Raw genomic sequence first — 13,517 nt, 5'->3', positions numbered from 1 at the left:
CCATGATCTATCAGCGGCCCGCATTTGAAGAAGTGACGATTGCGCACGGTGGCGACACCGTGACGCTTCGCCCTTCTTTGCGGGCCGCTGCCACTCTTGAAGCACGCTTTGGCTTTGCGGCCCTCTTCCGGGCGCTAGACGAAGGCAACTTCACAATCATCTCTGAAATCATCCTGACGGCTTCCATCAAACGGCAGGATGCAGCGGCCTTCTTGGGCGGGAACTTTCGAAGGCCGCTTTCATCCCTTTTCCCCGCAGTCGTCGGGCCGCTCGCCGAATTCGTGTCCATGTTGCAGCCCGCAACCGATCCGAAGGCGAAGACCACCAATCCGGGCAAAGCCGTGGCATGGGCCGAATTCTATAGAGACCTCTATGAAAAGGCGACCGGCTGGCTTGGCTGGACGCCGGAAACGACATGGAACGCCACGCCGACCGAAATCGACCGCGCCTATTCAGGCTATATCGCCAAGCTGAAGGCCATTCACGGCAGCGCTGAGCAAGACAAGCCCGCGCACGATCCGCGTGAGGAAGTCTCTGACGAAGAGGCCCGCAACGGGCTCTCCAAGCTGAAGGCCAATGCAAAGCGGGGGAAGCTATGAGCAAGCCACCTCGCCTTTGCAGTTGCGGCAACATCGTTCCGCATGGCGCGCTCTGCGCCTGCCAGAGCAACGCCCGGCGCGAACGCAACGCGCGTCATGACGCTCGCCGACCGTCTGCCCGCGACCGTGGCTATAACTACGAATGGCGCAAGGCCCGCCTCGAATATCTCGCCTCGCATCCACACTGCCGCGAATGCAGTAAGTCCGGCATCACCCGCCTTGCAAGCGTGGTCGATCACATCATCCCACATCGCGGCGACAAGAATCTCTTTTGGCATCGCGCCAACTGGCAACCGCTTTGCGCACCTTGCCACAACTCATTCAAGCAACGCCAAGAAAGGCAGCCTTAGCATGGGAATGCGCCTCTACACTTTTCGCGGCCAGCGATGGCTTCTCAAAGAGCTTTCCGAGATCACCGGCATTCCCGCATGCACGATCCATGCACGTATTCGCCTTGGATGGACGATGGAACAAGCCTTGGGCAGCCCGACACCCAAGCAGCGACGGGCGGGGGTGGTCTCTAACTTACCCGCGTTCGAGGGGACCGGCGCGGGGAGCACCGCACAAGAGACACCGAAAATAACTTTTTCAGAGAAGGCCTAAATTCAGCATGTCCCCAGTCAGTCTTGAACTCGCCAAGGCACACATGAAGGTCGACGGAAACGCCGAAGATGAGCTTGTTTCGCTCTATATCGACGGCGCAGAAACGTGGATCGGCAATTACATCGGCAGGCCCCTCGCCGACCTGGACCCACTTCCGGCAGACGTCAAAATCGCACTCTTGCGGCTCGTTTCTTTCTATTTCGAGTGCCGAAACATCGCGACTTTTGGCGTTTCTGCGCAGCTTGCACCGCTCGGCGTTACCTCGATCCTCGATTCCTACCGTGAAACGTGGTTCGGCGATGGCGAATAAGAGCGGCAACGGCCTAGCCGAAACCCTGGCAGCTTTCGACCGGATCAGGCGCGCGCCGCGTGAGGCAGTGCTTCCCGCGTTGCTAAAGTCCGGCGAAGAGCTTGCGCACCATCAGAAGGCGCTTGCCGAAACGTCCCGCGACACGGGCGCACTGATCGACAGCATTCATGTCACCATGCCGGGACAATCGACGCCTGCCTATTCGCAGCCGGGCGGCGCACGCCTTGCCGGTGAGACGGAAGTCATCGTCACCGCTGGAAACGCAGACGTTCGTTACGCGCACCTCGTTGAATACGGCACCAATGACACCGAAGCTCAGCCCTTCTTTTGGCCCGCCCTTCGACTTCTCCGCAAACGCCTTCAGAACCGGATCAATCGCGCCGCGAAGAAGGCCGTGAAAGACGCATGGAATGAGCATGATTGAACCTACTTTGGCCCTTCAAACTGCAATCCGCACCGCTCTCGTCAATACGCAGAGCGTCACCGACCTTGTTCCGGCAAACCACATTCGCGCCGGTAGCACCCGGCCGGACAAGACGCCCGCCATCATCATGAGCGACGGCAACACCAGCTTGCACGGCCACGACTACGCCAGCCAGCGCACGGCCTGGGTCTATCTGGACCTCCATATTTGGACGTTGGACGCCGGACAGGACGTGGCGAAGGAGATTGCTGGCGCTGCTATGGCTGCTCTCGACAAGAGAAGCCTGCCCATTGACGGCGGCTATTGTGACCATTTCCGCGTGACGGCTGCCCGGTTCCCGCGTGACCCTGACCCCGCTTATGGTCATGGTGTCCTGTCCGTCGAAGCTCTTGCTCGGTGGATCATCTGACGTGCTGAATATCGGAAACATGGACCGGCGCGTCACGATCGAACGCGAGACGGAGACTGTTAAGCCGTCGGGCAGCGTTGTGAAGGCGTGGACGCCCGTTGCAACCGTATGGGCGGAAGTCCTTCAGCAGACGGCCAGCGAATTCTTCACCGGCTACGGCGAGGCAGAGACCGGCACCATGATTTTTCGTGTCCGTTTTCGCCCTGGCATCACGACCGCCGACCGCGTGACCTATGACGGCACCGCTTACGGCCTCAAAGAAGTTAAGGAACTCGGCAGGCGTGACGCCCTTGAGCTTCGCGGCGAGGCCCTGAAGTGACCCACCTTCGCGGCATCAAGCCCGCTATTTCACCGGACAGCAGCGCATTAACAAAGGCACCGGCAGCGCCGAAGCAGCTTTCGGCTTTTGCGCGCGCCGAATGGAAGCGGATTATGCCCGGCCTCATTGAGCGCGGTATTATCACGCGCGGCGACCTTGGTGGCGTCGAAGACTACTGCCGCGCCCGTGGCCTTGTTCGCGAGATTGAAGACGGCCTTCGCAGTTCTGGCGAAATCGACATGAAGCTTTGCCGCCTTCAGGACAAGGCTATGCAAACCGCCCGGCAGCTTGCCGCTGAATACGGCCTCTCGCCGGTCTCGCGCGCCCGTGTCGGCAACGCAGCGACCGACGATGACGACAGCGACAATCCGCTGAAGGTGCATTGATGGCGAGCACCTATCCTTCGTGGATTTTTGACGGCAGTCCGATTGATGACCCGTTCGGTTATGGCGAACGTGCCGTGAATTTCCTTCGCTTGCTCAGGCATCCGAACAGCACGGCGCTAAGCCACTTCTTTCAGCTCTATGATTGGCAGGAGCGGATTGTTCGCCGCATCTATGGACCCCGGCACCCAGACGGCAGGCGCATTGTCGAAACTGTCTTTTGGATGATCCCGCGCGGCAATCGAAAGACCAGCCTCGCCGCTGCCCTCGCCCTTCTTCATACCATCGGCCCGGAACGCGTTCCTGCCGGACAGGTGATCTTTGCCGCGTCCGACCGTGAGCAAGCCGGGCTTGGCTTCAAGGAAGCCGCGAACATCGTCCGCATGGACAAGCGTCTTGTCGCCGCGACCCGCATCTATGACGCACACAACAGCGCGAAGAAGATTGTTCTCAAGTCGGAAGGCGTCGAACTTCAGGCGATTTCCAGCGACGGCGCGGCACAGCACGGCAAGACGCCTGCCTTTGTGCTTGTCGATGAAATCCACGTTTGGAAGGGCCGCGACCTTTGGGAAGCGCTCAAATCCGGTATGGTCAAGACCAGCGGCACGCTTATGGTGATCGCCACGACTGCCGGGCGCGGTTCCGAAAATCTTGGCTTCACCGAATACGATTATGCCCGCAAGGTAGCGCGCGGTGAGATTGAAAACCCGGCCTATCTGCCGATCATTTTCGAAGCAGCGCCCGGCGACGATTGGCAGGATGAGATCGTATGGCACCGCGTCAATCCCGGCCTTGCCCACGGCTTCCCCAACTTGAACGCGTTGCGCACGGCAGCGAAGGAAGCCGCCGACCGCCCGGCAGAGCGTTTCGCGTTCCAGCAATTCAACCTGAATATCTGGCAGGCAGCTTCCCGCGATCCGTTGTTCGATATGGGAGTCTACGACGCTGGGCTTGATCCGCACTTCGATCTTGCCGATCTGTCCGGGCTGCCGTGCTTCCTTGGCGTCGATATGTCCGTCAACGGCGACTTGACGGCAGTTGTTGGCGCATGGCGTCACAATGATCGCCGCGTCACGGTTCACCCGTGGTTCTTCGTTCCTGGCGAAGACCTGAAGGGCCGTTCGCAGCGTGACGGCGTGCCTTACGAGCAATGGCGCGACGAAGGCTTAATCACTGTCATTGACGGCCCGGTGATCGAGCCGGAAGTAGTCGAAGCACACATTCGCGAGATTTGCGCCGACAATGGCGACGTGCGTGAAATCGCCTTTGACCCGCACCTTGCCCGGATGACGATGCAGCGCCTTCATGATGACGGCTTGCCCGCAGTTGAGATGCGACAGGGACCGCTCACGATGGGACCCGCTATCGGGCACCTCGAACGCACCGTTAACGGTCGCATGATCCGGCACAACGGGCACCCGATCCTTCGGCATCACTTTGATAGTGTCGTTGCCAGCCGCAACGATACCGGCCTAGTGCGGATGCACAAGGGCAAGAAAACCGACCGGATTGACGGCGCGGTTGCGGCTGCAATGGCTGTATCGCGTGCCGTTGCAAACGATAACCAGCGCTCGATTTTCGATCTCGACCCCGACGAATTTGACCGGCTCCGCGCCGAAGCAGCATAGGAACATTAGTAATGGATGACACACAGCGCCTTGTCGTGAGTCTTGAGGCCCGCCTGAACAAGTATGAGCGTGACATGATGCGCGCGCGGACGGCGACGAACGACAACTTCAAGAAGATGGAGGGCCGCGCCCGCCAGTCGGCTGAGAACATGGAAAAGACGCTCGGCAAGGCTTCCGCGTCCATCGGTGCGAAGCTTGAAGGCATGTTTGCCCCACTCATGAAGGGCGGCGCACTTGTTGCTGGCGTGGGCGGTGCTGCCATTGCGCTCAAGGAAATCGCCGATACCGTTGCCGAAGTTGACCGCGAAGCCCGCAAGGCTGGCGTCTCTTCGAAGGTTTGGCAGCAGTGGACCTATGTCGCTACCGCTACCGGCATGAGCATTGACGGCGTAACCGACGCCCTCAAGGAACTGAACATTCGCGGCGACGAGTTTGCCAAGACCGGCAAGGGCAGCGCCGAAGAGGCGTTTCAGCGCCTTGGCTATACCGCAACCGACGTTGCGGCCAAGCTGAAGGACCCGAACCGCTTCCTTGATGAGATTATCGGCAAGCTTCAGAAATTGGACGCGGCAGCGCAGACCCGTATCCTTGACGAGGTATTCGGGGGACAGGGAGCGGAAGACCTCGCCAAGGTTCTCGGCCTGTCCGTCTCCGAAATCCAGAAGATGCGCAGCGAGGCCGCGACCTTCACCGACGAACAGATTGAGTCCGCGAAGAAGATCGATCGCGAGTTCTCCACCATGTGGCGCAATTTCACGATCTACGCCAAGCAGGCGGCAGTCGAAGGCGTCAACGTGGCTTCCAAGATCATCGGCTATATCAATGACCCTTCCGGGGGCGCGCGTGACCGCGCCATTGCAGGCTTTAATAGCCCCGAACAGCAGTTGAAGCGGCTTCAGGAACAGCGGGCAAAGATCGAACGCCAGATCGCGGATACCGAAGCGAACCCGCTCAACGTCATGAAGGAAGTTGAACTTCGCCAGCTTCGCGCGGCACTTGCTGCCGTTGACGAACAGATTAGCGATCTAGGCGGCGGCAGCGAGGAACTGAAGAACGCCCTCAAGGAACTGTCCGACATGACCGTGAACGTCGGTAGGGGCTTTGCCGCGAACACGACCGCAGCGGCAAACTTCAAGACCGCCCTCGCCGACCTGAAGAAGCTTGTGCCGGAACTAAAGTCCGAACTCGATACCCTCGCTACGACTGACGGCATTGACGCGGCTTATCAGAAGGCCGTTGGCAGCGCCCGGACAATGGGCGAGGTCATGAACGCCACCGACCTCGCCAATCGCGCCAAGAGCATCGCTCGGTTCGGCAAGCACGATAACATTCTTGATCTCATCGCCACCGTCGAAAGCGGCGGGGACTATAATTCTACCCTCGACAATGGCCGCTGGACCGGTGGCGCTCAGAACCTTGTCGGCATGACACTCGATCAAGTTCGCGATCTTCAGCGCCGTATGCTCGCCGACCCCGCTAACCGCGCTCTCTATGGCGATGGTAGGGGCTCATCGGCCCTTGGCCGATATCAGATCACGGGCGCAACCCTTGAAGGGCTTATTAAGGAACTTGGCCTTTCCGGTGATCGTCTCTTTGATGAGAAGACCCAGGACGAACTTGCCCGCGCGCTTCTTCGACGTCGGGGCAATGATCCGGCAGCACTTCGGCAGGAATGGACCGGGCTTAACCGCGTTGATGACGGCACCATTCGTAACGCCTATGCCGGGACGCCGACCGCAGCACAGCCCCTCGCCCCGACAGATAGCGAGAAGGAGAGGACCGAACTCATCAAGCAGCAAGACGCTGCCCGCAAGAGCCTGAACCAGACGGTGCAGGAAGGTCTTGACCTTGCCCGGTTCGAACAGTCGATTTCCGGTATGTCGGCATCCCAGCAGCGAATTGAGCTTGCTGTGTATCAGGCGCAGCAGGAAGCGAAACGCGCAGGCATCACGCTTAGCGACTCCGAACTTCAGCAGCTTCGCGAGAAGATCACTCTCACGCAGCAGCTTGACGGCAAGAGCAAGGAAGTCGCCGCTTCTACGGAAGGCTTGAAGACGGCAGAGCAGTATTTCGCGGAAAGTTTCACAAGCACACTTTCCGGCCTCCTTACAGGCACGCAAGACCTCAACGGCGCGCTTAAGAGCCTACTTAACAACCTCGTTGACGCGACGCTTCAGGCCGCGCTGCTTGGGAAAGGCCCGCTAGCCGGTTTGTTCGGCGGTGCGGGTAGCGGCATTCTCGGCGCGATCTTCGGCTTTAGCGAGGGTGGCTATACCGGCGATGGTGGCAAGTATGAACGGGCAGGCGTCGTGCATCGTGGGGAATACGTCATGAGCAAGAAGGCGACCAGCCGGATTGGTGTCGGCAACCTTGAATCTCTACACCGTGGTGCGCTCGGTGGCTTTGCCGAAGGTGGCTACGTTGGGAATGCGCCCGCTATCCGCTCACCGAACCTCAAGACCGGGCCAAACAGCATTTCGCCGCTTCAGCAGATTAGCATTTCCGCGCCGGTCACGGTCAATACGTCCGGTAGCGGAACGCCAGAACAAAACGCCGATCTCGCGAAGCAGATCGGCGCACAAATGGAGGCAACCATGCGCGGCGTCGTCTGTAGTGAGCTGGCGCGACAGATGCGGCCCGGCAATATGCTTTCACCTGGGCGCGGGCGATAGAAGCAGACGCCGGAAGTTATCTCTGACTTGCGCTTCATAATCAATTTGAAACAGAAAGACCCCGGCGGGTCTGACGTCGCCGGGGTCTTTCATTCAATCGCTGCGCCGCGATCACCAATATAATAGTCGGCAAAAGCACCGGTTGCGTGTAGTTTTTTTGCCTTTTCGAAGAAAAATTTCGCGCAACCGGCTACGATTGTTGCTATTATGTTCTCAAGCAGGGTCTGACTTATCTGCTGTAGAATAGGCTGGCATAGCCGCCGATGATTTCCACCCAATAACGTCAGATCCGGCAGGACGAGCAACGCTGGTAGATTGCGACTCGTGAGCGTTATCAGATCGCCAAACTGGTTTGATAACTCTACGCCAGCCATATCCGGCAACGGTATGGGAAGTCTGACATAAAGGCCGACAGTCTGACCCCGGCCTCCCTGTGACAAGGTTGTCAAGTTTGGTATGTCTCCCCGATTGGCCCGCCATATGGGCCGTCGTGTGGCCTCAGAGAAAGAATTTTCTTCTTTCCAGACAGAGCTTTGCCTAGAGCGATGTGACTGGATGCTTGGCCGATAGGCGTTACATCCTGTTCATGCCCTAGGTAAAGCTATGTCAGCTTCCTAGAGAAAGGTTGTAGGTTAAGAGGTTTGTAGGACCGCCTTCAACATCTGATGCACCCTTGGTTCGGTAACTAAGACAGCGGAAGACGCGAGCTGTCGCCGGAACTTTAATTGAACATGTTCCGCTTGAAACGAGAGGCCTTGAGGAGCGTTGGTTGATCACTTGGGAGATCCACCGGAATGCACGCGTATATAGTGCCGTCTGAAAGCGGATCATTTTCTTGCTTTAGCTGCTCCATCATCTCCGCTACCGCTTCCCGGCATTCTTTGAGCGTGCCAGTCCCTGCCGGAATGGTCATGTCATCGCTTGGGTGAATAGTCATTGCTCTGACTTGTGTATCGTCCGGCAGTTCCTCGGCTTTCGCCACGTTCGAACACGCAGCCGCAAGCAGCGCAGCGCATAAAACCCTAAGCATCAATTCCCCCTAAGACGATTCTATCTAGGAGCGTATAGCGCACCGCGCGCCGCGACAATAACAACGGAAGGTGCGGCGCTAAAAAGGCCTCGGTCCCAGCGCCTCGATCGGAGAGTCTATCAGTCAAAATTTACTTACTAACTTATTGAAACTTAACGGTTTACTCTCAATGAAGCTTGACCTTTGTCCGGCGTTGGGTGATGATTCACGTATCAATTGAAACCAGGTAGAAGGAGCCTCCTACCGACATGCCTCAATTCATTCTCGACAGTGTGACCTACGCACGGCTCATGGACGCCTTGCTGTCTTGCTCAGCCGACGTCTATGTCTCTCAAGACACCGATCCCTTCAAAATCGCTCTAGGTGAAATCGCGGGGCTTTGGCCAGAGAGCGTGACGGGCGGCTATGGCGCGAACGTTCCGGCGGCGAAATGAACGTGCCATCTTTCGCCATCTTGTTTCCCAACTAACTATGTGACTAATGCGAAATCCCAGACATTGAGACATATCGAAGCGGCAGGCGTAGGCCTTTCCGCGCAGAAGCGTCGTCTGGTCCTGCTGGTTGAGGGCAGCTTGAGACCCTCTCTCAACCAGCAGGAAACAGCGTGACAGGCGCAACCTGTCCTCAGCGGCCCGAAGGCCAGAAGTGGAAAATACATGTCTAAGATTACTGCCGCAACGCTTATCATTGATGAGCACGGTGAGCGCATCGAAGCCAATCCGAGTGTAGCGTCACGCTTCTCTCCGGCACTTCAAGAACTTATCGATGCAAATCGAAAACGGTTCGCCGATGTTGTGGTCAAAGATGAACCTGACGACCTTCACCAGCTTGCAGTTCTGATCAAAGCCGCAGAAGTGGCGTGTGCCGCGTCGCCGGACCATTTTCATGATTATGCGTTTGCCGCTGGTTACGTGGCGGCTCTGGTCGCTGGTGATGATGGTGCCGAGCGCGCAAGAGCAATCGCTGCGACGCTTTAAAGGAGATCGAGGGCCCGCGTAACAGCGGGCCTTTCGCTTTTTGGACCTTCCATGGCAAAATTCTCACCTGCAATCGTCGAAAAGCACATTCGGCGCAAGCATCCCGGATGCCCAGAGTTCGCTATCGCGTTCTTTGTCTCCGAGATCACAAAGAAGGATTGGAACGGCGCATCAATCGGGAAAGCCGTCGGCATCACGATGCAGAATGTGATGCGCCATTCAATGACCGATTATGATCAGATGCTTTTGGCCGGCGTTGATCGCGATGACGCCCGTCGACGGGTGCAGCCGAAAATCAATGCAATGATAGCGACGTGGAAGAAGCAACCTGAATGACGGACGCTCACCAATCTTAGTCGGCGGGCTCAGTATAGGCGTTGTTGTCCAAGGGAAATCACCGGGCTTCCCCACCGCAATTTAATGTTGCATAACGATTGAAAATCGTGAGTCGGGGTGGGATCGGATGCCAAATAAACTCTATTATGGAGACAATCTCTCGGTGCTCCGGGAGAGCATCCGATCCGAGTCCGTTGACCTCATATATCTCGACCCGCCCTTTAACTCGAACGCGTCTTACAACGTTCTTTTTAGAGGTCCGGCAGGTGAACAGTCAGCCGCGCAGATTGAAGCTTTCGATGATACTTGGCACTGGACTGATTCCGCAGAAATGGCCTTTGATGAGGTTTTGACAGGCGAGCATTCTGACGCTGCGATCATGCTCCGAGCGATGCGCTCCGCGCTCGGCGAAAATGACATGATGGCCTACCTGACAATGATGACAGTCCGCTTGATTGAACTGCATCGTGTTTTGAAACCGACAGGGTCACTTTATCTTCACTGTGACCCGACCTCGAGCCATTACCTCAAGATCATCCTCGATTCCATCTTCGGGGCCAGCAACTTCCGAAATGAGATCATTTGGAAACGAAAAGCCGGACGTGGTGAGACGAACAACGCCGCCGTTAGGTTCGGTGTTAGCCACGACGTTATACTTTTCGTAGCCAAATCGAGCGCTGCCCGCTTCAATCGCCAATTTCGCCAGAACAATGAAAACTACATCGCCACGAAATTCACGCACGATGACGGGGATGGGCGCCTATATCGACTTGACAACCTCACCAGCCCATCGCCCCGCCCAAATCTGACGTATGAATACAAAGGCTACGCGCCGCCGGCAAACGGATGGGCAGTATCGATTGAGCGGATGAGGGAGATGGACGCCGACGGCCGCGTATACTTCCCAAAAGACAAAACGAAGAGATTGCAGCGCAAGCGTTATCTCGATGAACTCGACGGCGAAACTGTTGACACCCTTTGGGACGACATTCCTCCAATCAATTCGCAGGCTAAAGAACGTCTTGGTTATCCTACTCAAAAGCCGGTTGCGCTTCTTGAGCGCATTGTCGCTTCATCATCAAATGCTGGTGATGTGGTGCTCGACCCCTTCTGCGGCTGCGGGACAACCGTGCACGCGGCGCAGAAACTAGGTCGCCAATGGATAGGCATTGACGTCACGCATCTTGCAATCGGTCTGATAGAGCGTCGCCTTAAAGAAAGCTTTCCCAGCATTGTCTACGAAGTCATTGGCGTGCCCAAGGACAAACAAGCGGCGCAAGATCTCGCCCTGCGGGACAAACACGAATTCCAAAAATGGATCGTGGGGTCAATCGGCGGACAGCCTTATAAAGGTGGGAAAAAGGGAATGGACCGCGGTATCGACGGCTACTTGCATTTCCGTGATGCTGACAAGAAGCCGCAGTTTGCGATTATTTCGGTTAAAGGAGGCGGAATAAAATCTGGTGATATTCGCGATTTGAAAGGAACTATGGAGCGAGAAAAAGCCGCCTTAGGCATTTTTCTTTCATTGAATGAGCCTACTCGCGAGATGGAAAAAGAGGCTGCCGCTGCAGGTATCTACGAAACCGGCGGGCAAAAAATACCGCGCCTCCAAATTATGACTGCCGCTCAGATTTTAGATAAGCGGCGTCCCCAATTACCGTTCGGACATAGCGAGGGCTACAAGAAGGCAGAAAGGGAATCGGAAGGCAGGCAAGGAAATCTACTCTGATATCAGCCGAGCCGGTTCCACCCGCCCCCTACACCGACCAGATAGCCAAAACGCACTCCGTCCCGACGTTGATGCTCAGGCACTTCTCCTACCATGATTTGAAACTTGCCCAAAGTAGCAACGTTTGAGGCGGCCAGAAAGGCCATTAGAGTTTCAATGCCGTCGACTGATTGCGAAAGAATGACCGCAAAGAACTCTTCAAGTGGCGTTTGATCAATTGGTGTCGCCGGGTGGACCACCGCAATCGATGGGGCGACTAATTCTCGATTCGGCGTAAGATGATAATCCCTGAGATCCAGCCGCTGCGAAGACTTCGGGTGCTCGATACAGTGTCGGATATTTCTTACAAGCTTCCCAAAATTAGCGAGCGCCGTGGCGAATGGGATGAAAGGATCGTCGATTGCCAAGCGTGTTTGTAGATTGACAACAAACCCATCTAGCCACGCGCCAGCAGCCCTCATATCTTTCTCGTCGTAAAAGATTGAGCACAATCGATAAACGTTTTGAAACGCGTGATCCATTTTCTGGATATAATCTTTGGTCCGAGCTTGGATATCTGGGATTGCCGGTAGCCGGAAGGACATGCCCTTCGCAGATTGCATTTTCGATTCGGCATTCAACTTTGCGACGTTGTAGCTCTCGGCAATCTCTTGAGCTGCAACAAGGTCCTTAACGATATCTAATGCAGTGACGAGCGCCGCGTTCCAGTCAATTTCTGGTAGGAGGCGATCCTTCTTGAAAAGTTCAGCGGCTGTGAGCAGGATCCGTTGGATGATTTCCGAGTCAGACCCGATACTCAACACAAGTTGCTGAGTATTGGGGATGCCAATGTTGGTGCGATCTGGATCGATCTCATCCGCCATTGCGATGACGTAAACGGCTCGTTCCTTGATAATGTAGAGTCGATCATTGATTGTAGTGGCACTCGTGATCCTGCCGTCGGCTTCGTCGCCTACGTCCATTTGGCCCGCGCCGTCACGAATCTTATCTATTGGTTTTTTGGTATTCATGCACGATCTTCCAGAATGGTCATTGGCGTGAGCGCAGTCGGCTGATGTTCGACCTACTCCTTTCGCTGCCCGGCAGCAATTTGCTTTGCGCGAACCTTTGCCACACGTGCCGGCCTAACGAAAAGGCGATCAAGAAGGTCGAGGGTCAGATCTTCGAGCGCTTCTGCCTCTTCCCCGGTATAGGGATCCATGTCGTGCGAGGCGTCGTTGCCATCAACTGCGACAACATCAGCCAATTCGACGATGTCATCCTCTAGAATTTTCAAATCCCCGAGCGCTTTGATTCTCACCCGTAGGGCGTCAGCGGGATTTCGGCCCTCGAGGCGCGAGTCTGTAGCAAATATGTGTTTAGTTGCCACATCGATCGTCTTGCGAAACATCGCACCTGATGCGTCAAACATTTGGAGGCGACGCGCCTTTGCGGCTTGTGTGAATATTTCAGCTATTCGCCCTGGTATTTCGTCATTTAGCGGCTCAAGCGGAACCGTGTTGAAGACAGGGTTTGGTTCACAACTAGCGTTTGCGTTCTTGTCTAGGTTCACGTGATTGTTCTTGAGGTCGATGCGGCATTGCGCTTGGTAGATACTGAGTTGGCTGCAATTGTTGCATACAAAGGCTACTTCGCAGTCAGAGCCTTGTTGGATCCACCCCACCGCCGTTAGCTGGACCTTCGCCGTCCCGCAGCGAATACAATCACGCGTAATCAACGCTCCCATCGAGCAAACTCCCATAACTTGCAACATTGCAAATTAACCTAAAGTGGCGGGCTCGGCGCGGGCGCAACTTACTTTTCCACATCAAAATCCTGGTCGTCACAATGTTACAAATTATAAAAATAATCTTTGTTTTTCAATATGATATGAGATTTCGAATCTCTCCACTCCGACCACTTCCCCTTAGTTAACGGCATGACTAACGATTGTGGCTTGGCCCCGCAGCCGCGCGAAAATAGCCGCGCCATCCGACCCCCTCCCGCAAAAGGTCTTGTCCTTCGGCTAGCCGCGGAGCAAGCAACGACACTAACGCGCGAACGAGCCAAGAAACCCGTTGTTAAGGTTGTGTCTGATATTATTCACTATATTCGA

Annotated in this window: 17 protein-coding genes; 13 read left to right on the top strand and 4 right to left on the bottom strand. The window is 56.1% G+C overall.

What is annotated here, in order from left to right; translation table 11 throughout:
• The first annotated feature begins 2 nt into the window (after positions 1-2).
• From LPU83_RS47995 to LPU83_RS47955, 9 genes are all read left to right on the top strand, one after another.
• The gene (locus tag LPU83_RS47995) at positions 3-599 is read left to right on the top strand and encodes a hypothetical protein (protein WP_024314033.1); all 597 of its coding nucleotides are present in this window, start codon (positions 3-5) and stop codon (positions 597-599) included.
• Positions 596-949 (top strand): HNH endonuclease, encoded by a 354-nt coding sequence (locus LPU83_RS47990; RefSeq protein WP_024314032.1) that lies wholly within the window; start codon positions 596-598, stop codon positions 947-949. Before LPU83_RS47995 ends, LPU83_RS47990 begins: the two co-directional genes overlap by 4 nt.
• Before the next feature lie 260 nt (positions 950-1,209).
• Positions 1,210-1,512, top strand: coding sequence for a head-tail connector protein (locus LPU83_RS47985; protein WP_024314030.1), 303 nt, complete (start codon positions 1,210-1,212; stop codon positions 1,510-1,512).
• Entirely contained in the window at positions 1,502-1,936 is a 435-nt protein-coding gene (locus LPU83_RS47980; RefSeq protein WP_024314029.1) for an HK97-gp10 family putative phage morphogenesis protein, read from the top strand. The genes LPU83_RS47985 and LPU83_RS47980 overlap by 11 nt, the downstream gene beginning before the upstream one ends.
• Positions 1,929-2,345, top strand: coding sequence for a DUF3168 domain-containing protein (locus LPU83_RS47975; RefSeq protein WP_024314028.1), 417 nt, complete (start codon positions 1,929-1,931; stop codon positions 2,343-2,345). Before LPU83_RS47980 ends, LPU83_RS47975 begins: the two co-directional genes overlap by 8 nt.
• A gap of 1 nt (position 2,346) precedes the next feature.
• Positions 2,347-2,664, top strand: coding sequence for a phage head closure protein (locus LPU83_RS47970; protein WP_024314027.1), 318 nt, complete (start codon positions 2,347-2,349; stop codon positions 2,662-2,664).
• Positions 2,661-3,050 carry a phage terminase small subunit P27 family gene (locus tag LPU83_RS47965; protein WP_024314026.1) on the top strand — a complete coding sequence of 130 codons (390 nt, stop codon included), beginning with the start codon at positions 2,661-2,663 and terminating at the stop codon, positions 3,048-3,050. Before LPU83_RS47970 ends, LPU83_RS47965 begins: the two co-directional genes overlap by 4 nt.
• Complete coding sequence (locus LPU83_RS47960; RefSeq protein ID WP_024314025.1) at positions 3,050-4,675, top strand: terminase large subunit; 1,626 nt, start codon at positions 3,050-3,052, stop codon at positions 4,673-4,675. The genes LPU83_RS47965 and LPU83_RS47960 overlap by 1 nt, the downstream gene beginning before the upstream one ends.
• An 11-nt stretch (positions 4,676-4,686) precedes the next feature.
• Positions 4,687-7,347, top strand: a complete 2,661-nt coding sequence (locus LPU83_RS47955; protein WP_024314024.1) for a phage tail tape measure protein — start codon at positions 4,687-4,689, stop codon at positions 7,345-7,347.
• Between the two features lie 89 nt (positions 7,348-7,436).
• Here the strand turns inward: LPU83_RS47955 and LPU83_RS47950 are convergent, their stop codons facing one another.
• A complete protein-coding gene (locus LPU83_RS47950; protein WP_024314023.1) occupies positions 7,437-7,721 on the bottom strand; it encodes a hypothetical protein in 285 nt (94 codons plus the stop codon).
• Positions 7,722-8,068: 347 nt separating this feature from the next.
• Positions 8,069-8,377, bottom strand: a complete 309-nt coding sequence (locus tag LPU83_RS47945) for a hypothetical protein (protein ID WP_024314022.1) — start codon at positions 8,375-8,377, stop codon at positions 8,069-8,071.
• 248 nt (positions 8,378-8,625) lie between these two features.
• On the opposite strand from LPU83_RS47945, the gene LPU83_RS47940 reads away from it, so the two are divergent.
• The 4 genes from LPU83_RS47940 (at position 8,626) to LPU83_RS47925 (ending at position 11,422) form a co-directional block, all read left to right on the top strand.
• Entirely contained in the window at positions 8,626-8,811 is a 186-nt protein-coding gene (locus LPU83_RS47940) for a hypothetical protein (RefSeq protein WP_024314021.1), read from the top strand.
• Positions 8,812-9,033: 222 nt separating this feature from the next.
• On the top strand, positions 9,034-9,354 hold the full coding sequence (locus tag LPU83_RS47935; protein ID WP_024314020.1) for a hypothetical protein: 321 nt from the start codon (positions 9,034-9,036) through the stop codon (positions 9,352-9,354).
• Positions 9,355-9,405: 51 nt separating this feature from the next.
• Entirely contained in the window at positions 9,406-9,690 is a 285-nt protein-coding gene (locus LPU83_RS47930) for a DUF2293 domain-containing protein (RefSeq protein WP_024314019.1), read from the top strand.
• 127 nt (positions 9,691-9,817) lie between these two features.
• Complete coding sequence (locus LPU83_RS47925; protein WP_024314018.1) at positions 9,818-11,422, top strand: DNA methyltransferase; 1,605 nt, start codon at positions 9,818-9,820, stop codon at positions 11,420-11,422.
• 2 nt (positions 11,423-11,424) lie between these two features.
• Here LPU83_RS47925 and LPU83_RS47920 read toward each other — a convergent pair whose 3' ends face one another.
• Both LPU83_RS47920 and LPU83_RS47915 read right to left on the bottom strand, forming a co-directional pair.
• Entirely contained in the window at positions 11,425-12,432 is a 1,008-nt protein-coding gene (locus tag LPU83_RS47920; protein WP_024314017.1) for a hypothetical protein, read from the bottom strand.
• Positions 12,433-12,485: 53 nt separating this feature from the next.
• Positions 12,486-13,148, bottom strand: a complete 663-nt coding sequence (locus LPU83_RS47915) for a DUF4145 domain-containing protein (RefSeq protein WP_024314016.1) — start codon at positions 13,146-13,148, stop codon at positions 12,486-12,488.
• Positions 13,149-13,517 lie beyond the last annotated feature (369 nt).

Origin of the sequence: Rhizobium favelukesii, assembly GCF_000577275.2 — a bacterium.
In the GTDB taxonomy this organism is placed as follows: domain Bacteria; phylum Pseudomonadota; class Alphaproteobacteria; order Rhizobiales; family Rhizobiaceae; genus Rhizobium; species Rhizobium favelukesii.
The sequence above is the reverse complement of the archived record's forward strand: the minus strand, read 5'-3'. Positions and strand labels throughout refer to the sequence as shown.